At 74.0% G+C, this 21,494-nt stretch carries 18 protein-coding genes; 6 read left to right on the top strand and 12 right to left on the bottom strand.

What is annotated here, in order from left to right:
* Positions 1–233: 233 nt before the first annotated feature.
* Complete coding sequence (locus HII36_RS41630) at positions 234–425, bottom strand: hypothetical protein (protein WP_173528843.1); 192 nt, start codon at positions 423–425, stop codon at positions 234–236.
* Between the two features lie 6 nt (positions 426–431).
* Between HII36_RS41630 and HII36_RS41625 the strand changes: the two genes are divergently transcribed.
* The 5 genes from HII36_RS41625 to HII36_RS41605 are packed head-to-tail and all read left to right on the top strand — an operon-like array spanning position 432 to position 4,711.
* Positions 432–1,205 (top strand): ABC transporter permease, encoded by a 774-nt coding sequence (locus tag HII36_RS41625; protein WP_236004433.1) that lies wholly within the window; start codon positions 432–434, stop codon positions 1,203–1,205.
* Positions 1,202–2,089 carry an ABC transporter permease gene (locus HII36_RS41620; protein ID WP_173528855.1) on the top strand — a complete coding sequence of 296 codons (888 nt, stop codon included), beginning with the start codon at positions 1,202–1,204 and terminating at the stop codon, positions 2,087–2,089. Before HII36_RS41625 ends, HII36_RS41620 begins: the two co-directional genes overlap by 4 nt.
* The gene (locus tag HII36_RS41615; RefSeq protein WP_173528854.1) at positions 2,089–3,081 is read left to right on the top strand and encodes an ABC transporter substrate-binding protein; all 993 of its coding nucleotides are present in this window, start codon (positions 2,089–2,091) and stop codon (positions 3,079–3,081) included. Before HII36_RS41620 ends, HII36_RS41615 begins: the two co-directional genes overlap by 1 nt.
* Positions 3,078–4,286: a flavin-dependent oxidoreductase gene (locus HII36_RS41610; protein WP_173528853.1), complete on the top strand. Its 1,209-nt coding sequence runs from the start codon at positions 3,078–3,080 to the stop codon at positions 4,284–4,286. The genes HII36_RS41615 and HII36_RS41610 overlap by 4 nt, the downstream gene beginning before the upstream one ends.
* 17 nt (positions 4,287–4,303) lie before the next feature.
* Positions 4,304–4,711 (top strand): hypothetical protein, encoded by a 408-nt coding sequence (locus HII36_RS41605; protein ID WP_173528852.1) that lies wholly within the window; start codon positions 4,304–4,306, stop codon positions 4,709–4,711.
* A 34-nt stretch (positions 4,712–4,745) separates the two neighbouring features.
* Here the strand turns inward: HII36_RS41605 and HII36_RS41600 are convergent, their stop codons facing one another.
* From HII36_RS41600 to HII36_RS41555, 11 genes are all read right to left on the bottom strand, one after another.
* On the bottom strand, positions 4,746–6,659 hold the full coding sequence (locus tag HII36_RS41600; protein ID WP_217370613.1) for a trypsin-like serine peptidase: 1,914 nt from the start codon (positions 6,657–6,659) through the stop codon (positions 4,746–4,748).
* A 207-nt stretch (positions 6,660–6,866) separates the two neighbouring features.
* Positions 6,867–7,985, bottom strand: coding sequence for an o-succinylbenzoate synthase (gene menC / locus HII36_RS41595; protein ID WP_173528851.1), 1,119 nt, complete (start codon positions 7,983–7,985; stop codon positions 6,867–6,869).
* A 121-nt stretch (positions 7,986–8,106) separates the two neighbouring features.
* Positions 8,107–9,702: a PucR family transcriptional regulator gene (locus HII36_RS41590; protein WP_173528850.1), complete on the bottom strand. Its 1,596-nt coding sequence runs from the start codon at positions 9,700–9,702 to the stop codon at positions 8,107–8,109.
* Positions 9,703–9,815: 113 nt separating this feature from the next.
* A complete protein-coding gene (locus HII36_RS41585; RefSeq protein ID WP_173528849.1) occupies positions 9,816–10,619 on the bottom strand; it encodes a GNAT family N-acetyltransferase in 804 nt (267 codons plus the stop codon).
* 1 nt (position 10,620) lies between these two features.
* Positions 10,621–12,012 (bottom strand): serine hydrolase domain-containing protein, encoded by a 1,392-nt coding sequence (locus HII36_RS56075; protein WP_217370612.1) that lies wholly within the window; start codon positions 12,010–12,012, stop codon positions 10,621–10,623.
* Positions 12,005–13,924 carry a S9 family peptidase gene (locus HII36_RS58930; protein ID WP_217370611.1) on the bottom strand — a complete coding sequence of 640 codons (1,920 nt, stop codon included), beginning with the start codon at positions 13,922–13,924 and terminating at the stop codon, positions 12,005–12,007. Before HII36_RS58930 ends, HII36_RS56075 begins: the two co-directional genes overlap by 8 nt.
* Positions 13,921–14,655, bottom strand: a complete 735-nt coding sequence (locus tag HII36_RS41575) for an ABC transporter ATP-binding protein (RefSeq protein WP_173528848.1) — start codon at positions 14,653–14,655, stop codon at positions 13,921–13,923. Before HII36_RS41575 ends, HII36_RS58930 begins: the two co-directional genes overlap by 4 nt.
* Positions 14,652–16,517 carry a dipeptide/oligopeptide/nickel ABC transporter permease/ATP-binding protein gene (locus tag HII36_RS41570; protein ID WP_328808132.1) on the bottom strand — a complete coding sequence of 622 codons (1,866 nt, stop codon included), beginning with the start codon at positions 16,515–16,517 and terminating at the stop codon, positions 14,652–14,654. The genes HII36_RS41575 and HII36_RS41570 overlap by 4 nt, the downstream gene beginning before the upstream one ends.
* 49 nt (positions 16,518–16,566) lie before the next feature.
* Positions 16,567–17,535 (bottom strand): ABC transporter permease, encoded by a 969-nt coding sequence (locus HII36_RS41565; protein WP_328808131.1) that lies wholly within the window; start codon positions 17,533–17,535, stop codon positions 16,567–16,569.
* A 59-nt stretch (positions 17,536–17,594) separates the two neighbouring features.
* Positions 17,595–19,160: an ABC transporter substrate-binding protein gene (locus HII36_RS41560; protein ID WP_173528846.1), complete on the bottom strand. Its 1,566-nt coding sequence runs from the start codon at positions 19,158–19,160 to the stop codon at positions 17,595–17,597.
* Between the two features lie 65 nt (positions 19,161–19,225).
* On the bottom strand, positions 19,226–20,587 hold the full coding sequence (locus tag HII36_RS41555) for a serine hydrolase domain-containing protein (RefSeq protein ID WP_173528845.1): 1,362 nt from the start codon (positions 20,585–20,587) through the stop codon (positions 19,226–19,228).
* A gap of 158 nt (positions 20,588–20,745) precedes the next feature.
* On the opposite strand from HII36_RS41555, the gene HII36_RS41550 reads away from it, so the two are divergent.
* Positions 20,746–21,494: M55 family metallopeptidase (locus HII36_RS41550; protein WP_173528844.1), on the top strand; the 749-nt coding region annotated here is incomplete at its 3' end.

Genomic DNA, 21,494 nt, shown 5'->3' with positions numbered 1-21,494 from the left:
CCACCCGACAGGCCCCCACCTGACAGGCCCCCACCTGACCGGCCGCACGTGGCCGGCCCCCGCGCGACCTCGCCACGCGCGGTCGGCCCCCGCGCGTCCTGCCACGGCTCGAACGGCCCGCGCACGCGGCCCCATATAGACCCCATCGCGCGTTTCGCGCCTCCGTTTATCGACATGTCATCAATGGCGCCACATTTGGCGGAAAATCCTAGTTGCCTGGATGATCATTTCGGTTACTCTGTCAGAGGTTCGCCCCCACCCGGCCGGACGTCCGCCACGGAGAGCTGAATGCTGTTCTGCACGATCGGCGGTTGGACATCATCGTGCGCCTGATGCCCAGCCGAAACGCCGACCGAAATGCCGGCCGAAACATATTCCGTCCCATTCAGCGCATGCTTCTCGAAGCCCTCCGGCGGATCGTTCATCGGCCTTTGGACAGCGCCGTCATCTGCGGCGTCCTGGGCGTGATCGGCCTGTTCTGCCTGGCCGAGGCGGCCGGCCGGCTCGGCCTGATCTCCACGCTGCAGCTCCCGCTCGCCTCGACGATCGTGGTGACCGCCGTCGAGCTGGCGACCGACCCGGACTTCCTGGCCGACGTCGGGGCCACCGCTGCCGGCTGGGCGCTCGGTCTGCTCACCGCGACCGCGCTCGCCGTGCCCGCCGGGCTGCTGCTGGGCAGCCTGCCGCCGGTCGAGCGGGCGCTGCGGCCGCTGATCGAGTTCCTGCGGCCCATCCCGTCGGTCGCGCTCATCCCGCTGGCCGCCTTCGTCTTCACCGACCGGCTCGAGATGAAGGTCGCGATGATCGTCTACGCGGCGGCGTGGCCGATCCTCATCAACACCATGTACGGCCTGCGCGAGGTCGATCCGCTGGCCAAGGAGACGCTGCGCAGCTTCGGCTTCGGCCCGGCGGCGATCCTGTGGCGGGTCGGCCTGCCCAGCGCGGCGCCGTTCATCGTCACCGGGATCAGGGTGGCCGCGGCGATCGCCCTCATCCTGGCCGTCAGCACCGAACTGCTCGCGGGCGGGACCAGCGGCATCGGCAGGTTCATCATCCTGGCCGAGAGCAGCCCGGAAGGGCTCACGCTGACGATCGCGGCGACGTTCTGGGCGGGCGCGCTCGGCCTGCTCACCAACGGGCTGCTGGTCCTCGCCGGCCGCCGGCTGCTGCGCTGGCACACGGCGCTGACGGAGGCGGACCGATGACCCGCCCAAGGCCGCGTTCCATAATCAGGGCGGGGATCAGGACGGGGATCAGGGCGGTGTGGGCCGTGCTCGCCGCCCTGGGCCGGCTCTGGGTGATCCCCGTCGTGCTGATCGTCTGGGAGCTGGCCACCCGGTCGCTGCGGCACCCGTACTTCCCGCCGCCCACCACGATCGCGCTGCGCCTGCGCGAGTTGTGGTTCAGCGGCCCGCCCGTCAGGCTCTGGCTCAACGACGCGGCGCTCGGCAACGTCCCGCACAGCCTGAGCAGGCTGCTGGCCGGGTGGGCGCTGGCCGGCGTGATCGGGGTGCTGCTCGGCATCGCGCTGGGCCGCTCGCCGCTGCTGTTCCGCTTCCTCGACCCGGTCCTGCAGTTCGGCCGGGCGCTGCCGCCGCCCGCCCTGCTGCCGATGTTCCTGGCCCTGTTCGCGACCGGCGCGCGCATGCAGATCGCCACGATCGCGTGCGGCATCGTCTGGCCGGTGCTGATCAACGCCGCCGACGGCGCGCGCACGGTCGACCAGCAGCACCTGGACACCGCGCAGGTCTTCCGGCTGTCGAGACGGCAGCGGCTGCTGCGGGTCATCCTGCCGTCGGCCGCGCCGAAGATCTTCGCCGGGCTGCGGCTGAGTCTGTCGCTGGCGCTGATCCTCATGGTGATCGCCGAGTTCTTCAGCACCGAGGGCATCGGCTTTCAGTTACGGGCCGCGCAACGCGCATTCGACCTGCCGGGCATGTGGGGCGTCATCATCGTGCTCGGCGTCCTGGGTTACCTGCTCAATCAGCTGTTTCTCGCACTCGAACGACGAGTGCTGAAATCGCGCGAAATAACCGTGATAAATCCCACGAAGAACACGTCCGCCACGCCACTTCCTCAGGAGCGTTAATGTCCGGAGCGGGACGCCGTCCACGCATGCGCATACTCGCGCTCACCCTTGTCGTCGCACTCACCGCGGCCTGCGGCAACGGCGGCGACCCACAGCCGGCCACCGGCGCCGGCGGGGTGGAGAAGGCCGACCTCACCATCGGCATGCTGCCGCTGCCCGAGGTCGCCCCCATCCAGATCGCCATCGACAAGGGCTACTTCGCCGCCGAGGGGCTGAAGGTCAAGTACGAGCTCATCCAGGGCGGCGCCGCCGCGATCCCCGACCTGGTCAGCGGCAAGCTCGACCTCCTGCACAGCAACTACGTCTCGGCCCTGCTCGCCGCCTCGACCGGCGCGGCCAAGCTCAAGGTCGTCGGCGAGGCGTACGTCGCCAAGAACGGCAACTTCGTGCTGATGACCAAGAAGGACTCGCCGATCAAGACGCTGGCCGACCTCAAGGGCAAGAAGGTCGGCGTCAACACCAGCGGCAACGTCGCCACGCTGGCCGTCAGCGCGCTGGTCAAGACGGCCGGGCTGACCACCTCCGACATCACGTTCGTCGAGCGGCCCTTCCCCCAGATGGCCGGCGCGCTGGACGGCGGCATCGTGGACGCCGCCGTCATGCCCGAGCCGTTCTGGCAGACCGCCGCCGGGCAGAGCGGCGCCGCCACGCTGTCGGAGCTGTTCACCGCGAACACGCTCGACTTCCCCATGGCCGGCTACCTCACCACCGACGAGTTCGCCCGCGCCAACCCCAAGACGGTCGCCGCCTTCCAGCGCGGCCTGCGCAAGGCCGTGGACCTGGCCATCTCCACCCCGGCCGAGGCCAAGGCCGCGATGCTCAAGTACACGAAGATCGACCAGGCCACCGCCGACCAGATGAAGCTGGGCGGCTACTCCCCCACCATCGACAAGGCCCGCCTGCAGCGCGTGGCCGACCTCATGGTCGAGTTCGGCTACCTCAAGTCGGCCTTCGACGTCGCACCGCTGCTCCTGCCCGCGGGCACCTCGTGACGGCCGCGCGCCCGGCCCGCGTGCTGATCGCCGGCGCCGGCATCGCCGGGCTGACCGCCGCGCTGAGCCTGCACGCGGCCGGGATCACCGACGTGGTGGTGCACGAGGCGGTGGACGACATCCAGCCGCTGGGCGTCGGCATCAACATCCTGCCGCACGCCGTGCGCGAGCTGATCGAGCTCGGCCTGGGCGAGCGCCTGGCCGGCATCGGCATCCCGACCGCGGACCTGACCTTCATCAACCGGCGCGGGCAGCGCATCTGGTCCGAGCCGCGCGGCAGGAACGCCGGCTACACCTGGCCGCAGTACTCGATCCACCGGGGCCGGCTGCAGCTCATGCTCCTGCAGGCGGTACGCGAACGGCTCGGCGACGACGCGGTGGTCACCGGCTCGCCCGTCACCGGCCTCGACCACGACGCCGACCTGCTCATCGGCGCCGACGGCATCCGCTCGAACGTCAGGGCGGCGCTGTTCCCCGACGAGGGCGAGCCGCTGTGGGGCGGGTACGTGCTGTGGCGCGGCACCGCGTACGCCAAGCCGTTCATGACCGGCAAGTCCATGATCATGGCCGGGGACGGCACGCAGAAGCTCGTCATCTACCCCATCGCGCCGCCCGAGCCCGACGGCACCCAGCTGATCAACTGGGCCATCCAGCACCGCGCGCCCGAGACCACCCCGCGCGGCGACTGGAACCGGCAGGTGGAGGTCGGCAAGTTCATCGACCACGTGGCCGACTGCCACTTCGACGAGCTCGACATCCCGGCGCTCATCGCGAGCGCGGACAAGGCGTACGAGTATCCGCTGGTGGACCGCGACCCGCTGCCGCACTGGTCGCGCGGCACGGTCACGCTCATGGGCGACGCCGCCCACCCGATGTATCCCACCGGCTCCAACGGCGGCACCCAGGCGGTCATCGACGCCCGGGTGCTGGCGTACGCGCTGGCCACCGGCCGCGGCCTGGACTTCTACGAGGAGACGCGGCGGCCGCTGACCAACGGCGTCGTCCTGGCCAACCGCGAGGACGGCCCCGAGGTGATCCTCAAGCTGGCGCACGAGCGGGCCCCGGGCGGTTTCACCGACATCGAGCAGGTCATCCCGCTGGCCGAACGCGAGGAGATCGCGCTGCACTACAAGCGGCTGGCCGGGTTCGAGCCGGCCACGCTCAACGCCCGCCCGAGCTGGACGGTCGGCGACCGTCCGGCGTGACCGGAGGAGGAGACGACATGCCGGCCGGGCAGCTCGTCGTCGCGCACTACGAGCGCCTGCTCGCCGCCGCGCCCTGGCTCGATGTCTCCCTCTCCTGGACGGTCGTGCAACCGCTGGACGGGCCGATGGACCTCGAGGAGGTGGCCGAACTGATCGGCGGCCCGGGCACCGGGCTGCGTGAACGCGAGGTCGAGGGGTTCGACGGCGGGCGGCTGCGGCTGTTCATGGCCGCTCTCGACCCCGGGCAGGTGGCCGGCGCCGATCCACCGGCGCTCGACCACGTGTTCCGGCTGCTGCCCGAGCCGGCCGCCCCGCTGTCGCACGCGGGCGCCATGGCCGTCGTCCAGCTGGACAGCGGCGCCCATCTGGACGCGGACTGGCTGGAATCGCCCCAGTACGCGCTGGTGTTCGCGGAGGAGGCGTGACGCCCCCGGGCGGAGGTGTCACGCGTTCACGCGATCAGGGCGCGTTGTAGCCCAGCGTGTAACCGCCGGAGCCGGAGTAGGCGTGCACCCGGTAGCGGTAGTAGCCCGCCGCCCCGGTGTGGCTGAGCTGCTCGTCGGGGCCGGACCCGGCGCTCTGCGCCACCGTCGCCCAGCTCGACCCGTTCCAGCGTTGCAGGTACAGGTCGTAGTCGGTGCCGTCGGGGCCGTCCAGGCACGCCTGGTGCGCGCCGCTCACCGTGGTCTGGAAGTAGCCGCCGTCAGGCTGGTACCCGCTCGCCCCGGACGCCAGCGTGCCGGTCTTGGTGGTCTCGAACCCCGCGCAGCCGCCGCCCGTCGTGCCGACCGTCAGCGTGAACACCGTGTTGCGCGTCACCGCGCTCCCGGCCGCGACGACGGTGATCTGGTGCGCGCCGGCGGGCGTCTGCGCGGTGGTCGTCAGCGTCAGCGTGGACGAGCCGCCCGACTGCGTGGACGGCGGCGCGAACGACGCCGTCGCCCCCGCCGGCAACCCGGTGGCGCTGAAGTTCACCTGCTGGGCGTTGCCGCCGGTCACGGTGGTCGACACGGTGGCCGTGGCCGAACCGCCGCCGGCCGGGACGGTGCCGCCGGACGGCGAGACCCCCACCGAGAAGTCGTCGCCGCCGGTCGGCGGCGTGTTGTCGATCATGCTGGAGATCTCGTTGTACACCTCGGTGATCCGCGTCCCCCAGTTGGGGCAGCCGCCGAGGTGGTGCAGCGCGATCACCCGGTGGCTGGAGGCGGCCAGCACCGGCGACCCGGAGTTGCCGCCCGACGTGTCGCACCGGTAGCCGGTGTTGACCCCGGACGACACCACGTCGATCTTGCAGGTGGCCCCGCCCTGCGTCTCCTCGAACAACGACAGCCGCTTGGGCCGCGTGTCACCGTGGCCGGGGATGTAGATGCGCTCGCCGGCCACCGGCGGGCGCGGGTCCAGGTACAGGGTGCCGAACTGCTGCACGGCGGCGAAGTCGCTCACGGTGAACAGGGTGTAGTCGAGCGCGTTGAGCCCGCTGGTCTTCAGGAACTGGCCGCCGCCGACCTTGGTGCCCGCTCCCGGGTTGTTGCCGCCGCAGGTGGCGCAGTCGTAGTCGAACTGGAACTCGCTGGCGGCCAGGTCGGCGGCGCTCTCCATGCAGTGGTTGTTGGTCAGCATGCGGTTGGTGTTGCCCACCCGCCAGGCGGTGCAGTGGCCGACGCCGTCCAGGAGCTGGCGGGCGACGGCGCGGCTGCGGGCGTACTCGGTGGGGTGGCTGTCGCGGTAGCAGACCACGTCGCGCCGCGCGTCGGTGCCGCACACGCTGAACGCCTGGGGCGCCAGGGCCGCGGCCTCGTCGGCGGTGTAGCCGCGGTAGTAGCGGTCGACGCGCGCGCCGAAGCCCTGCCTGGCCAGCCGGGCGGCGTCACGCGGGCCGGCGCCGGTCGCGTGCAGCGTGATCACGGCGGTGTCGCCGTCGACGGACAGCGCGGCGAACCCCGCCCGCCCGTGCGTGGTGTGTCCGGAGCCGCCGGTGTTGCGGCCGGTGGTGGGGTCGCCGAAGTAGGTGTGCCGCTCCCGCCCGTCGGCGCCGGCCACGGTGACGTAGTCACCGGGCAGCAGGACGAGCGAGGAGAAGTGCACCTTGACGTAGCGGGAGCCGGGCCGGCTGATCTCGGTGCGCCAGCTGCTGCCGGAGCGGCCGTACCGGAGCGAGACGTCCGAGGCCACCTCCTCGCCGGCCGGGGACACGCCCCGGCCGGTCGTGCCGGTGGCCTGCGCGGGCGCGGCCGGCACGGTGACCGCCGCCGGTGTCTGGGCGAGAGCGGACGCCGGGATCGCCGGCGCCGCCGCGACCAGCACGGCGCTCGACGCCGTGATCAGCGCTGTGGTCAGCGCTTTGGCCGCTGCTCTCCATCGTGAGTGGCTCATGCGAGGGTTACCTCCGCCTGGGGGGTGACCAAGGCGGGCCGTCCATCGCGGAAAGCCGGCGACCCGGTCCAGGCGCGAGCGGCACGTCGGAGAGATGCCGGCGACCCGTGAACGGAGCGGGTCCGCCGTGGTGTGTGGGTGCGCCGAATGTAACCCCGGGAAACATCGGTACCGTTATCGGTAGAGATACCGATATTTCGTGCGCCTTTACATCGTAGATTCCGTACGCAGCCACTCGGTGTGCGTCGTGACCTCGGCCAGCCGGTCCGCCAGCGGGGCCACGCCGAGTCCAGGGCCGCGCGGCACCGCGAGCGTCCCCTCGCTCAGCTCGAACGGCTCGGTCAGGTCGGCGGCGTAGTAGCGGCGCGAGGCCGAGGTGTCGCCCGGCAGGGTGAAACCGGGCAGCGCGGCCAGGGCCACGTTCGCCGCCCGGCCCAGGCCGGTCTCCAGCATGCCGCCGCACCACACCGCGACGCCGTTGGCCAGGCACAGATCGTGGATCCTGCGGGCCTCCAGGTAGCCGCCCACCCGTCCTGGCTTGATGTTGACGATCGAGCAGGCGCCGATCGACAGGGCGTGCGCGGCGTCGGCGGCCGACTCGATCGACTCGTCCAGGCAGATCGGGGTGCTCAGCCGCCGCGCCAGGACGGCGTGCTGGTGCAGGTCGCCGGCCGCGAGCGGCTGCTCGATCAGCTCCAGGCCGAACGCGTCGAGCCGGGCCAGCGCCTGCGCGTCGGCGAGGGTGTAGGCGGCGTTCGCGTCGACCTGCAGCGGCACCCGGTCGCCGAAGCGTTCCCTGACCGCGGCCACCGGCTCGACGTCCCAGCCCGGCTGGATCTTCAGCTTGATCCGGACGTACCCCTCGTCGAGGTAGCCCGCCACCTCCTCCAGCAGCCGGCCGACGGAGTCGGTGATGCCGATCGAGACGCCGCAGCGCACCCGGTCGCGCACCGCGCCCAGGTGCCGGCCGAACGACGTGCCCGCGGCCCGCAGCTCGGCGTCGAGCACCGCCGTCTCCAGCGCGGCCTTGGCCATCCGGTGCCCCTTGACGCCGGACAGCGCGGGCGCGACCCGGTTGGCGTCCAGGTCGGGGACGGCCGCGAGCATCGGCACCAGGAAGCGGCGCAGCACCTCGGCGGCGCCGTCGGTGTACTCGTCGGAGTACATCGGGCTCTCCATCGCCACGCACTCGCCCCAGCCCTCCGCCTCCGGCGTGACCACCCGGACGAGCAGGATGTCGCGGTGGTGCGCGACGCCGAACGAGGTGCGGAAGGGGGCGGTCAGCGGCATCTGGACGCGCCGCAGTTCCACGCCGGTGATGTTCATGGAGCCTCCAAGGGGGACCGGGATTTCACGGGTCTCATCGTCCGGGGGTTCCGCGCCGCCCACCTGGTCTCCGGGGCACAACCTGCGGCCGCCGGTTCGTCGCCGCCGACGAACCGGCGCGCTAGTGCTGCGGCGGGGTCAGGCGCAGGTGCAGCATCGCCTCGAACCTGGCCTCGGGGTCGGTCAGGTCGATGCCGCCCACCTCGGCCAGCCGCCGCAGCCGGTAGCGGAAGGTGTTCGGGTGCACGTGCACGGCGGCCGCGGCGGCGATCACGTCGCCGAACGTGTCGAGCCAGGCGGCCAGCGTCTGGGTGAGCGCGGTGCCGTGCTCGGCGTCGTAGGCGCGCAGCCGGGTGACGGGGCCGGCCGGCGGGTCGTCCTCGGCGGCGACGCGGTCGGCCACGTCGACGAGCAGCGCGGCGACCCAGACGTCGCTCAGCCGGGCGGCCGGGCGCGTGACCCGGCCCGAGTGCAGTACCCGCAGCGCCCGGTCGGCGTCGGCGCGTGACTTGCGCAGCTCGGCGGGGCGCGCCGCGACCCGTCCCACGCCGATGGCGGCCGGCACCCGGGCGCCGATGCGGTCGAGGAACGTCTCGGCCACGCGCAGCGCCGCCTCGTCGGACTCGGCCGGGAGTATCGCGTAGACGACATCGTCGAGCTGGGCGGTGGCCGCTCTCGGGTGCACGGCGCTCAGGTGCAGGGTGAGCGCCTGGCAGGCGCGGTGCGCGACGGCCAGCCGGTCGGGGCCTGAGGCGTCGCCGCGCACCGCCAGCGCCAGCACGCACGCCGGGTGTGCCGACAGCCCGAGCCTGGCCGCCGCCTCGGCCGCGGCCGGGCCGCCTTCGAGCGTGGTGGCCAGCAGGTCGGCGCGCAGCCTGCCGCCGGCGTCCTCCCCCGCCCTGCGGCGCAGCAGGTGCAGCGCGGCCACCTTGGCCGCCTCGGCGAGCGAGCGTTCGCGGTCCTCGGTCAGCGGCTCGCCGACGACCACCCAGATCGAGCCGAGGATCTCGCCGCCGGCCCGCACGCCGATCGCCACCCGGGGCTTGGCCACGACGCCCTCCAGGTAGACCGGGCGGTCGCTGCTGTACAGGTCGTGGAAGGCGCCGCGTTCCTCCAGGATGCGCAGCTTGTCGTCGGGCACCTGGCGTTCCAGGATGGTGGCGATGCGGGCGTCGTCGCCCTCGTCCTGGCGGCTGGAGAAGGCCAGCACCCGGCCGTTGCGGTCCTCGACGGTGACCGGGCCGTCGAGCAGCGCGGCGGTCGCGTTGGCCAGCGCGAACAGGTCGCCGGCCAGCGGGTCGCCGACGTCCGCGCCCGGGCCGAGATCGCCGCCGACGTCCTCGACGGCCAGCAGCGAACGCAGCATCGCGGCGACCGGCGCCCACGACGCGCCGGGGGTCAGGCCGAGCACCGGCACCCCGGTGTCGGCGACCGCGCGTGCCGCCCGCTCGTCCAGCTCCACCGGCGACCTGACGATCACCGCGGCCGCCGCCAGCTCCGCGGCCCGCTCGACCAGCGCCGCCACCTGCTCCGCGCCGTACACGCCGACGCCCAGCACGACCGGGTCGGGGATCCCGGCCGGCTGGTCGTGCGGGTCGTGGATGAGCACGCCGCCGACCGGCCGCGACGGGTCGGGCTCGCCCGCCACCACCTCGACGAGCGTGGTGCCGAGGTCGGTGAGTATGCGGCCGAGCACGGACGCGGGCGGGGTGATCATGACGTGGCCTGGGCGGTGCGGCGGTGGCGGCTTGCGGTCATGTGGTGCCTTTCTCGCGCCGGAATCGTCCAGTTACGTCCGGTGCGTCCCGGATTCTGCAGGATAGCCGCCGGTCAGCGCACGACGTAGCGGCCGTCCCTGGTGAAGCCGGTGACGCGCCGTCCCTCGGCCATGAGCCCGCCGAGCACCTCGCGCACCGCCGACCGCCACTCCCCGGCGGCGGCCGGGTCGGCGCGGCGCAGCACCTCCACGTCGGACGGCACCCGCACCAGCACGACCGCCCCGTCGAGCCGCCCGCGCACCGGACGGCCGCCGGCGCCCTGTTCCAGCGCGGCCACGGCCCCGGCAGGCGGCCGTTCCCCGGCCGGCGGCCACGGCCCGGCCAGCTCCCACCGCACCAGCAGCCGGTCGCTGGCGGTGCCGGCGTTCACCCCGTCGCGCATCGGGCCGTAGAAGTCGACCAGGTACTCGGCGGGCGCCGCGCCCAGCTTGGCCAGGTTGACGTAGGCGTTGCGGCTGACCAGCGGGTCGAACGTCCAGGTGACGGCCGTGATGCCGCGCTCCAGCGCCCAGGCCCGCTGGTGCAGCTTCAGCGCGTAGCCGACGTTGCGGCCCCGGTCCGCGCCGGCCACAGCGGTGATGTGGGAGTGCAGCCCGGCGGTCGCCAGCAGCCCGAGCGACACCCCGATCAGGCGGCCGTCGGCGTAGGCGCCGACCGCGTAGCCGCCGGCGTGGCCGAGCACGCGCAGCAGCTCGGGCGTCATCAGCGGGTTGCCAGGGCCCGGCCGCCAGACGCGGTCGAGCAGCGCGCACGCCTCGTGGATCTCGGCCAGCTCGTGCAGCTCGGCGATCTTCACCCCGGCCCGCGCGGCGGCCCCGGCCGCCACGCGTTCCGCGTCACCTGGGAGGGCAGGCACGTCAGCTCGCCTTCGGGGTCGCCCGGCCGCCGTGGTGCAGGTAGCGGGCGCCGTCGGGCAGGGTGTAGAAGACCACCGGGATCCAGTCCTTCATGCCCTCGCGGTGGGTGACGAACAGGCCGGGCTCCACCGGGTGCAGCTCGCACTCGACCTCCTCGTGCCCGGCCAGGTCGGCGTAGGCGTCGGCGGGGCGGATCCGCATGACGAGCGTGCCGTCCCGGTCCACCACCTCCGTGTGCGTGGAGGCCCGCCGGTACACGCCGACCAGCTCGGCCGGGTCGTACGCCACCGGGTGCCCGGCCGGCCCGATCGGCTCGGGGACGGCGACGCCGGCCAGTTCGGTGAAGATCTCGCTGAACAGGTCGCGGTAGAGGCCCATCCCGTCGCCGCCGTTGGTCAGCAGGCAGACCGCGAGCTCCTCGTCGGGCAGGATGCGCAGGTAGGCGGACTGGCCGATGGTGTTGCCGTCGTGGCCGTACAGGCGGCGGCCGGCCCAGCCCGACAGCACCCAGCCCAGGCCCCAGGCGTCGCCCAGCAGGTACGGGTCGGGCAAACGCACCTGCGGGGCGCGCATGGCCGCCGCGCTCCGCTCGGAGAGGATCCGGGTGCCGTCGGCGGCCAGGCCGTCGTCCAGGTGCATCTTGGCGAAGGCGAGCACGTCCGCGACGGTGGAGCAGATCAGCCCGGCGGGGGCGACCGAGCGGGGCAGCCCCCACTGCGGGGCGACCTGCGGCGGGTCGCCCAGGTGCCCGGCGGCGGCCCGGAACCGCAGCGCCTCCTCCGGCAGGGTGACGGTGTGGGTGAGCCCGAGCGGCTCGAACAGCCGGCGCCGCATCAGCTCGTCCCACTGCACGCCGGTGACCCGCTCCTGGATCAGGCCGAGCAGCGGGAAGCCCGAGTTGCAGTACGACATGGTGGCGCCCAGCGGGTGGATGGCCGCCACGCCGTCCAGCAGGGCGACGTACTTCTCCAGGCAGTCGTCGCCGCGTCCGGTGTCGTCGAAGACGTCGCCGTCGATGCCGCTGGTGTGGGAGAGCAGGTGGCGCAGGGTGACGCCCTTGGTCAGCGCGTCGTCGGCCAGGCGCAGCTCCGGCAGCGCGGTGACGATCGGCGCGTCGAGGTCGAGCAGGCCCTCGTCGACCAGGGCCATCGCCACGGTCGCCGTCCACACCTTGGTGATCGAGCCGATCTGCCAGAGGGTGTCCGTGGTCGCCTCGATGCGCGCGGCCACGTTGGCCAGGCCGGTGGCCGTCTCGGTGAGCTCGCCGCGGTGCAGGATGCCCAGGCTCGCGCCGGGCACCCCGTGCTCGGCGGCCAGCTCGGCGAGGCGTGACCGCCAGCGGCCCGTGGTGGACTCAGCCGTGGTGGACTCAGCCGTGGTGGATTCAGTCATGGTGGGCTCCTGTCTCGGGGAGTGAGGTGTGGCCGGTGACCCAGTCGACGAGCCGGCGGCTGTAGTCGGCGCGGTGCGAGGGCCGGCCGGTCAGGACGAACAGGTGCGAGGCGCCCGGGTAGCGCACCAGCCGGACGGGCACGCCGCGGGCGCGCAGCGCGTGGAACCACTGCTCGGCCTGGCCGACCGGGCAGCGGTCGTCGGCCTCGCCGTGCAGGATCAGCGTGGGCGCGCGCACCCCGGCGGCGTGGGTGAGCGGCGACAGCGCCTCCCGTCTGGCGTCGTCGCCGACCTCGCCGTCGGCCAGGCTCTGGCCCACGTCGGACGTGCCGGCCAGGCTGCGCAGGTCGGTGACCACGCCGCCGGGCACCGCGGCGGCGAACACGTCGCTGCGCGCCGACAGCCAGCAGGTGAGGTAGCCGCCGTAGCTGTAGCCGGTCAGCGCGATCCTGCGCGGGTCGGCCAGGCCCTCGGCGACCAGCTCGGCGACGGGTTCCAGCACGTCCTTCTCGTCGGCCTCGCCCCAGCCGCCGACGGCCGCGGTGTAGAAGTCCTCGCCGTAGCCGTCGCTGCCGCGGATGTTCAGCGTCAGGATCGTCCAGCCGCGGGTGGCCAGTTCCTGGTGGTAGAGGTGGACCGGGTCGGCGTGCGGCGACCAGGCGTTGTGCGGGCCGCCGTGCACGTCCACCAGCAGCGGGCCGCCCGGCGGGGCCTGCGGGTCCCTGGTGACGAAGCCGTGCACGCGTATCCCGTCGGAGACGGTGAACTCCCGCTCGGTCACCGGGTGGAAGGCGACGCCGGGCAGCGCGGCGGCGGTGTGCCGGGTGAGGTGTTCGAGCGTGCCGGTGACCAGGTCGAACAGCGCGATCTCGGCGAAGGTGGCGGCGTCGGCGGTGGCCAGCGCCGCCGTGCCGGTCTTGAGCGCGGCCGAGCAGCCGCCGACGCCGGTGCCGGCGGGCAGCGGCAGCTCGGTGACACGGTCGCCGTCCAGCCGGTACAGGCGGGTGACGCCGCGGTCGCGGGCGCAGAACAGGATGCTCCGGCCGTCGTCGTCCAGGAACAACGGCGGCGCGCCCGGGTAGCCGGGGCCGCCGGTCATCACGTTGCGGTCGAAGCCGGGGGCGAGCGGGACGGGCGGCGACCCGTCGAGCGGCTGGCGCAGCAGCGTCGCGTGGCCCGGGCGGAGGTCGGCGCGGCCCGTGACGAGCAGCGCGTCGCCACCGGGGAACCAGTGGACGGTGTCGGCCCGGCCGTCGCCGGGGCCGATCCGCCGTGGTTCCGCCGCGCCGGGGGTGGCGTCGACCACGTGGACGGCGCGGGCTCCCGTCACGTCGGCGTCGGCGCCGGTCGCGGCGGTGTAGGCCAGCCGGGTGCCGTCCGGCGACCAGGCCGGCCGCCCGGCGTGGACGTCGCCGCTGGTCAGGCGAGTGGTGTGGCCGGTGGCCAGGTCGGTGACGAACAGCTGCGTGCCGCCGGTCAGCCCGGCGCCGTCGGCCTTGAAGCCGAGCCGGTCGACGACCACGGGCGCGGCATCGCCCACGCCAGGGGCGGGGTCGGTGGCGGCGTAGGCGATGCGGGTGCCGTCCGGGCTCCAGACCGGCTCGCCCGCCGCCTCGCCGCCGACCGGGTACGGTTCGCCGCCGGCGGCGGGCAGCAGGTGCAGCCGTCCCTGGCGGAGGAAGGCCACCGTGCCGCCGTCGGGCGACCAGCGCGGCACGGCGTCGGCGGGCCCGAGCGTCAGCCGCCTGGGCGGGCACGAGGGACCGGCCTCCCACAGGCTGGTGACGGGCCGGTCGTCCGCGGCGTCCTGGGTGGTCAGGGTGTAGACGACGCGCTCGCCGCCGGGAGACAGGTCCGGGTCGCCGGGGATGGCGAACCGGTACAGGTCGTCGATCGTCAGTGGCCTGGTCACGCGGTCTCCTCCAGGGTGGGCACGCAGGACAGCAGGGTCCTGGTCACGTCGTGGGCCGGGCGGTCGAACACCTCGGCGGCCGATCCGCGCTCGACGATGCGGCCGGCGTCCATGACGGCGACCCGGTCGGCCAGGTAGCGCACGACGGCCAGGTTGTGCGAGATGAACACCATCGAGAAGCCGAGCTCGCGTTGCAGGTCGCGCAGCAGGTTGAGGATGGCGCCCTGGACGGACACGTCCAGGGCGGAGGTGATCTCGTCGGCGACGAGCACCCCCGGCCGGGCGGCGAGCGCGCGGGCCAGCGCGACCCGCTGCCGCTGGCCGCCGGACAGCGCCTGCGGGGTCAGGCCGGCCCGGGCCGGGTCGAGCCCGACGAGTTCCAGGTAGCGGGCCACCTCGGCGTCCCTGGCCGCCCTGCCGGTGCGGGGCAGCGCCTGCGCGACGGACGCGCCGATGCTCATGCGGGGGTCGAGCGAGGCGTACGGGTCCTGGAAGACGAGCTGGACCGGGCCGCGTCCGGGCCGGGCGGCGATCGGCCGGCCGTCGACCAGGATCCGGCCGGCGGCCAGCGGCGCGAGCGCGACGGCGGCCCGGCCCAGCGTGGACTTGCCGCAGCCCGAGCCGCCGACCAGCCCGGTCACGCTGCCGTCCGGGACCTCCAGGTCCACCTCGCGCACGGCGGTGTGCCCGCCGTAGCGTACGGTGACGCCGCGCAGTTCCAGCGAGCTCATCGGGCCTCCCCCGCGACGGATCCGGCGACCTGCGCCGTGACGGGGTGCCAGCAGGCGACCCGGCCGTGCGGCCCGCGCTCGGTCAGGTCGGGCCGCTCGCTGAGGCAGCGGGCGGTGGCCCGGTCGCAGCGCGGGGCGAAGGCGCAGCCGTCCGGTCGTTCCGCGGGTTCCGGCGGGCGTCCCTGGATGGTGGCCAGCCTGGCCTCCCTGTCGGTGTCCAGGGTCGGGACGGCCCCGACCAGCGCCCGGGTGTACGGGTGCGCGGCGCGGCCGGCCAGGTCGGACACCGGCAGTTCCTCGACGACCCGTCCGGCGTACATGACCAGTACCCGGTCGCAGACCTGGGCGACGACGGCCAGGTCGTGGGAGACCAGCAGCAGCGCGGCGCCGGACTCGGCGCGCACCTGGCCGAGCAGGTCGAGGATCTGCCGCTGGACGAGCACGTCGAGCGCGGTGGTCGGCTCGTCGGCGATGATCAGTTTGGGTTCGCCCATGAGGCCCATGCCGATCATGGCACGTTGCCGCATGCCGCCGGAGTACTCGTGCGGCCGCTGCCGGGCCCTGCGGGCCGGGTCCTCGATGCGCACGGCGGCCAGCCGGTCGACCGCGCGGGCCGCCGCCTTCGACCGGGTCGCGCCCAGGTGGACCTCGGCGACCTCGGCGAGCTGCCTGCCGACGCGCAGCGCCGGGTTCAGCGAGGCCATCGGGTCCTGGAACACCATGGCCAGCGCGGTGCCGGTACGCGGCCGGCGCAGCACGTCGTGCCCGTCGAAGCGGAGCGCCGCCGCCGAGACCCGGCCCGGGTGCGGGACGAGCCCGGCCACGGCCAGCGCGCTGAGGCTCTTGCCCGAACCCGACTCGCCGACCAGGCCGACGGCCTCGCCCGCGGCGATGCTCAGCGTGAGCCCGCGTACCGGGGTCTGGCCGCCGGGGAAGGTGACGCGCAGGTCGTCCACGTGCAGCAGCGCGCCATCCGGCGGCGTGGCGGCGGCCGGCCCGGGCTGGGGGACGGACGCGGGCGCGGCCGTCGTGTCGCGGCCCCCGGCTCGCGCGATCACCTCCCCGGCCAGGCTGAAGGCGAGCCCGGTGAAGACGATGGCCGCCCCGGGCGCCAGCGCGGACACCGGGTCGACGTAGATGCGGTCGAGCTGCTCGTTCAGCAGGCTGCCCCAGTCGTAGGACGGCGACTGGACGCCGAGCCCGAGGAACGACAGGCCGGAGAAGGCCACCAGGATGCTCGCCATGGTCTGGGCGGTGAACAGCACCGCGGGTTCGGCGATGTTCGGCAGCACGTGCCGCGTGACCAGCCGGAACCTGCCGACGCCGAGGATCCGCGCGGCGGCCACGTAGTCGGAGCCGGCCACGCCGGCGGCCAGGTTCTGCACCAGCCTGGCCGCGGGCGGGACGATGGCCAGCCCCACGGCCAGCAGCGCGCCTGCGGTGCCGGCCCCGAAGATCGTCGCCAGGAAGAGCACGAAGAGCAGGCCGGGGAAGGCGACCAGGACGCCCACGGCCGCGGTGACCAGCCGCCCGGCCCGCCGGCCGAGCACGGTGGGCGCCAGGCCGAGCAGCAGCCCGCCGGTGACGCCGATCGCGGTGGCCAGCAGGGTGAGCCCGAGGGTCAGCCGGGTGGCCACGACCACCCGGGCGGCGACGTCCCTGCCCAGGTTGTCGGTGCCGAACAGGTGCCCGGCGCCGCCCGCGCCGGCCGCGGCGGCGGTGTCCACCCGCGCGGCGGCGTCGGCGAACAGCGGCGGGCCGAGCGCGGCGACCAGCGCCAGCACGCCGACGGCGGACAGCGCGGCCACCCCGAGCGGGGTGCGCAGGACGCGCCCGAGCCGATGCGGGAAGCCCGAGGCCACGGGGGAAGACGGCGTGAGTGACGGCGTTGGGGACGGCGTTGATGACACGTCAGCTCCCGCGGATCGTGGAACGGGGGTCGGCGACGGCCACGGCCACGTCGACCGCGAACGTGATGAGCAGCGCCGCCGTCCCGTAGACCAGCACCACGCCCTGCACGAGCGGGTAGTCCTTCTGCGTGATGGCCTGGACGATCGTGGTGCCCAGCCCCGGCCAGGCGAACACGTTCTCGATCAGCACCGTCCCCGCGATGAGCGAGGTGAACAGCAGCCCGCCGAGGGTCAGCGAGGAGGTCAGCAGGTTGGGCAGCGCGTGCCGCAGATACAGCAGCCGAGCGGGCAGGAGCTTGGCGCGGGCGGTGCGCAGGTAGTCCTCGCCCAGCACCTTCAGCGTCTCGACGCGCACGATCCTGGCCAGCACCACGGCGGGGACGGCGGCGAGCGCGACGATGGGCAGCACGTAGGACGACGGCCCGCCGCGCGAGGCCACCGGCAGCACCGGGACGGCCACGGCGAACAACGCGACCAGCCCGACGGCCAGCAGGAACTCGGGTATCGCGCCGATCAGGCCGGTGATCGAGGTGAAGGCGAGCTCGCCGCGCCGCCGCCGGCCGTCCCTGGTGAGCACGGCGGCCGCCATGCCGAGCGGGATCCCGACCAGCATGATGGCCAGGAAGGCGGGCACGGCGATCTCGACGGTGGCCGGGAGCCGGTCGGCGATGATCTGCGCGACCGGCATCTCGGTGGTGATCGATTCGCCCAGCCGGCCGCGCGCCAGGCCGGTGAGGAAGGCCCAGAGCTGTTCGGGCAGCGGCCGGTCCAGGCCGAGCGCGTGCTGCCGGGCGGCGACCAGCGCCGGGTCGGCGGTCGGGCCGAGCGCCGCTCTGACCGGGTCGCCCGGGACCAGGTGGATCATCCCGAAGGACGCGGTGACCAGCACCCCCAGCGAGACGGCCAGCCGGACGGCCCGCCTGGCCAGGAACCCGGCCCACGGTCCGTGTCCGGCGGCCCACCGTGCCACCGGCCCCTTCCCTGGTACCTTCAGCGATTCCTCCGGCGCTGCCGCCGGCCCGGCGGCCATCAGCGGGTGGTCCTTCGCAGGCTGGTGGGCACGATCGCGCCGTCGTAGCGGAAGTCCACGCCGATGCCGTACATGGTGCGCGGGTCGGTGACGAACGGGACCACGTCCAGCCGCTTGATCAGCGCGGCGTCGGCGGCGTCCCAGTCGGCGCAGCCCTCCTTGCCCGGCCGGGCGGCGGCCTTGGCGACGTGCCGCTGGTAGTCGGGGTTGTCGATGTGGCCGAAGTTGGTGCCCTTGGGCGGGACGGGACCGTCGAAGAACGGGGTGAGCTGGTCGGGCAGGTTCACGTTGAGCGGCGCCCAGGCCACGTCCCAGCCGCCGGAGGCCAGCGTGGTCACCACGGTGGCCTGGTCCATCGACTTGGTGGTGACCTTCACGCCGAGCGCGGTCCACTGCTGGACGGCGAGCTCGGCGGCCGAGACGATCCGCTGCCCTTCGGTGCCCGGGTAGCCGAAGGTGATGGTCAGCGGCTTGCCGTCCTTGGTCCAGCCGTCGCCGCTCTTCGTCCAGCCGGCCTCGGTGAGCGCGGCGGCGGCTCGCGCGGCGTCGTACGGCGGCACGTTGCCCGCGACGGTGTCGCCGGTGCACGGGGTGGGCGGGATCTCGCCCAGGTTGGTGGCCGGCTTGCCGATGCCGCCGCTGGCCACGTGCCCGATCTGCGTCAGGTCCAGCGCGCCGACCAGCGCGCGCCGCACCGGGAGGTCGGCGGTGGGGTGCCCGGACGCCTCGTTGAACAGCAGCTCGCCGAGGACGAGCGTGCTGCCGTGGGCCACCGCCTTGGCCGACTCCAGCCGCTGCCGGTCCGGGCCGGTGACCTTGGCCGCCTGGACGGCGCCCGACAGCATCAGGTTGACGGCGGTGGACTCGTTCGCGACGACCTTGAACACCACCTTGCCCGGCAGCTCGGCCCCGCTCGCGCCGGCCGGGCCCCAGGCGTAGCCGTCGCGTTTGACGTAGGTGTAGTGGTCGCCGGGCACCGCCTCGGTCAGCCGGTAGGGCCCGGTGCCGTCGCTGGTGCGGGCCAGCGCCTTCGGGTCGGCCAGCCCCTTCTCGCACGGGATGGGCAGCAGGCGCGACATCTCCACGAAGAACGGCGCGGGCCGGGTGGAGGTGACCTTGACCGTGCGGGTGGCGTCGTCGGCCGTGGCCTTGGCGGTGGGCGGCACCCCGAGGCCGAGCAGGGGCGAGGAGTTGGCCGGGTCGGCGACGTGGTTGTAGGCGGCCGCGACGTCCGAGGCGGTCAGCTCCGAGCCGTCCTGGCAGGTCACGCCCTTGCGGAGGGTGAACTCGGCCGACGTGGTGGTGGCCGTCCAACGTTCGGCCAGGCCGGGCACGGTGGCCCCGCTCGCGTCCTGGTGCACCAGCGAGTCGTAGGCGAACCTGTTCATGCTCAGCCCGTTGGTCACCACGGCGGTCATCGGGTTCAGCGAGCCGGGGTCGGCGGAGATCGCGATGGTCACGGTGTCGTCGCCGCTCCCGCCCGCCGTCCCGCCGCCGCAGCCGGTGGCCGCCAGTCCGATCGCCGCGAGGACGGACGCGGCGGTCTTCGTCCGGGTGGTTGTCATCTCATCGCTCTCCTCTGCCTGGCCCGTGGTCGTGCCGGGGTGGTGCCGGGGGTGGCGCCGGGGTGTCAGGCGCGCGGGATGGCGCGGCCCATGTGCAGGTAGCCCGCCCTGTCGCCGTCGCCGACGAAGGTGTAGGTGGGGTGTCGGCCGTTGGCGCGGGTGAGGCCGATGAGGGTGCGCTCGTCCAGCGGCACCGCGTAGGTGACGTCCGGCTCGGCGTCCTCGGGGAACACGGCGGCCGGGCCGATCGGCCGCAGCGTGACCGACAGGCGGCCGTCGTCCTGGGCGATCTCGGAGCGGAACGTCGCGGACTCGTAGCGTCCGGTGAAGTAGCGCGGGTCGACGCGCGGCGGCTGGGCGGGCGGGACGGGCAGCTCCGGCACGCGCACGCCGGCCAGCTCGTCCAGCAGCTCGGCGACCAGCGCGTGCAGGCCGTGGAAGTCGCCGCCGTTGGTGAGCAGCGCGATCGCGACGTCCCGCTCGGGCACCACGCGCAGCAGCGCCGCCTGACCGACCGTGCCGCCGTCGTGGCCGATGACCCGGCCGCCCGGCCAGTCCCACAGCTCCCAGCCGAGCCCCCAGTGGCCGGGCAGCGGCTCGACGCCGGGGACGACGGCCTGCGGCTCGCGCATCGCCAGCACGCTCCGCTCCGACAGCACCCGGGTGCCGTCCGGGGCCAGGCCGCCGCCGAGGTGCAGGGCGGCGAACCTGAGCTGGTCGCGGGCGGTGAGCGTCAGCGTCGACCCGGCCGGGGCGTTGGAGCGCGGCATGCTCCAGACCGGGGCCTTGACGATCTCGCCGTCCGGTCCGGTGAGATGGCCCATGGCGACCCGATGCCTGATGGCCTCGGCGGGCGAGGTGAGCGCGTGCGTCATGCCGAGCGGCACCGCGATGCGTTCCCTGAGCGCCTCCTCCCAGGTCAGCCCGGTCAGCACCTCGACGATCCGGCCGAGCACCACGTAGCCGCTGTTGCAGTACGACCACAGCGCGCCGGGCGGGAAGAGCTGGCGCGCCGGCCCGGCCAGGGCGTCGACGTAGCGTTCGACGGCGTCGTCGCCGGGGCCGTGGTCGTCGAAGATGTCGCCGTCGAAGCCGCCCACGTGGCACAACAGCTGGCGGACGGTCACGGCGGCGCTGGCCGCCTCGTCGGCGACGCGGAAGCCGGGCAGGTGGCGCGCCACCGGCTGGTCCAGGTCGAGCAGGCCCTCGTCGGCCAGTTGCATGATCAGGGTGGCGGTCCAGACCTTGGTGATCGAGCCGGTCTGGAAGACGGAGTCGACGGTCGCCGGGTAGCCGAACTCGTTGTCCAGCACGCCGTACGCGGCCTCGGTGATGTCGTCGCCGCGCCGGACGGCGAGCACCGCGCCGGGGACGTTGTTCCCGCTCGCGTGCTCGGCGAGCCGCGCGCCCAAGTCTTCGGGGTTCACCTGGTCACCTCCTGGAACGTTTCGTGCACAGTAGGCAGCCGCGCGCGGCGCCGGATCGTGCGCGGATACGAAAACGCACGCCCCCGCCTTGTGCGGGGCTCCGAAGACACCGCCGGCGGCCCGGGAGATGCTGGCCAGCCCCGCGTGAGAGGAATCGGATGGACGTCTACATCTCCGTCGACATGGAGGGCATCGCCGGCATCGCCACGATCGACCAGATCGCCCGCGGCGGGCACGGGTACCCGCGCGCTCAGGAGCTGATGACCGCCGAGGCGAACGCCGCCATCGCCGGAGCGTTCGACGCCGGCGCCACGAGCGTGACCGTGAACGACAGCCACGGCACCATGGACAACTTCCTGCAGGACGCACTGGACGAACGGGCCAGGCTGATCACCGGCAGCCCGAAGGCGCAGTGCATGGCGCACGGCATCGGCCCGGGGCACCGGGTGGCGCTGTTCGTCGGCTACCACGCGCCGGGCGGCTGCCCCGGCGTGCTCGCGCACAGCTTCTCCTCGCTGTTCGCCTGGCTCAAGCTGAACGGCGAGTACGTCTCGGAGGCCGAGGTCAACGCGCTGCTCGCGGCCGAACACGGGGTGCCGGTGGGATTGGTGACCGGCGACGACCAGATCTGCGCCCTGGCCGAACGCCGGCTGCCCGGGGTCGTCACCGCGGTCGTCAAGCGAGCCGAGGGCGTCACGGCCGCCGACAGCCTGCACCCGCGACGCGCCCAGGCCCTGATCGCCGCGGCGGCGGCCGAGGCGGTGCGGAACGCGCGCTCGCTGCGGCCGGTGCCGATCCCCGAGCGACTGGTGCTGACGGGCGGTTTCCAGAACGCGTCGGCGGCGGAACTGGCGGCGGACGTGCCGGGGGCGGTGCGGGTGGACGAGACCAGTGTGAGGTGTGAGGT

Origin of the sequence: Nonomuraea antri (assembly GCF_013283785.1) — a bacterium.
Taxonomy (GTDB): domain Bacteria; phylum Actinomycetota; class Actinomycetes; order Streptosporangiales; family Streptosporangiaceae; genus Nonomuraea; species Nonomuraea antri.
The sequence above is the reverse complement of the archived record's forward strand: the minus strand, read 5'-3'. Positions and strand labels throughout refer to the sequence as shown.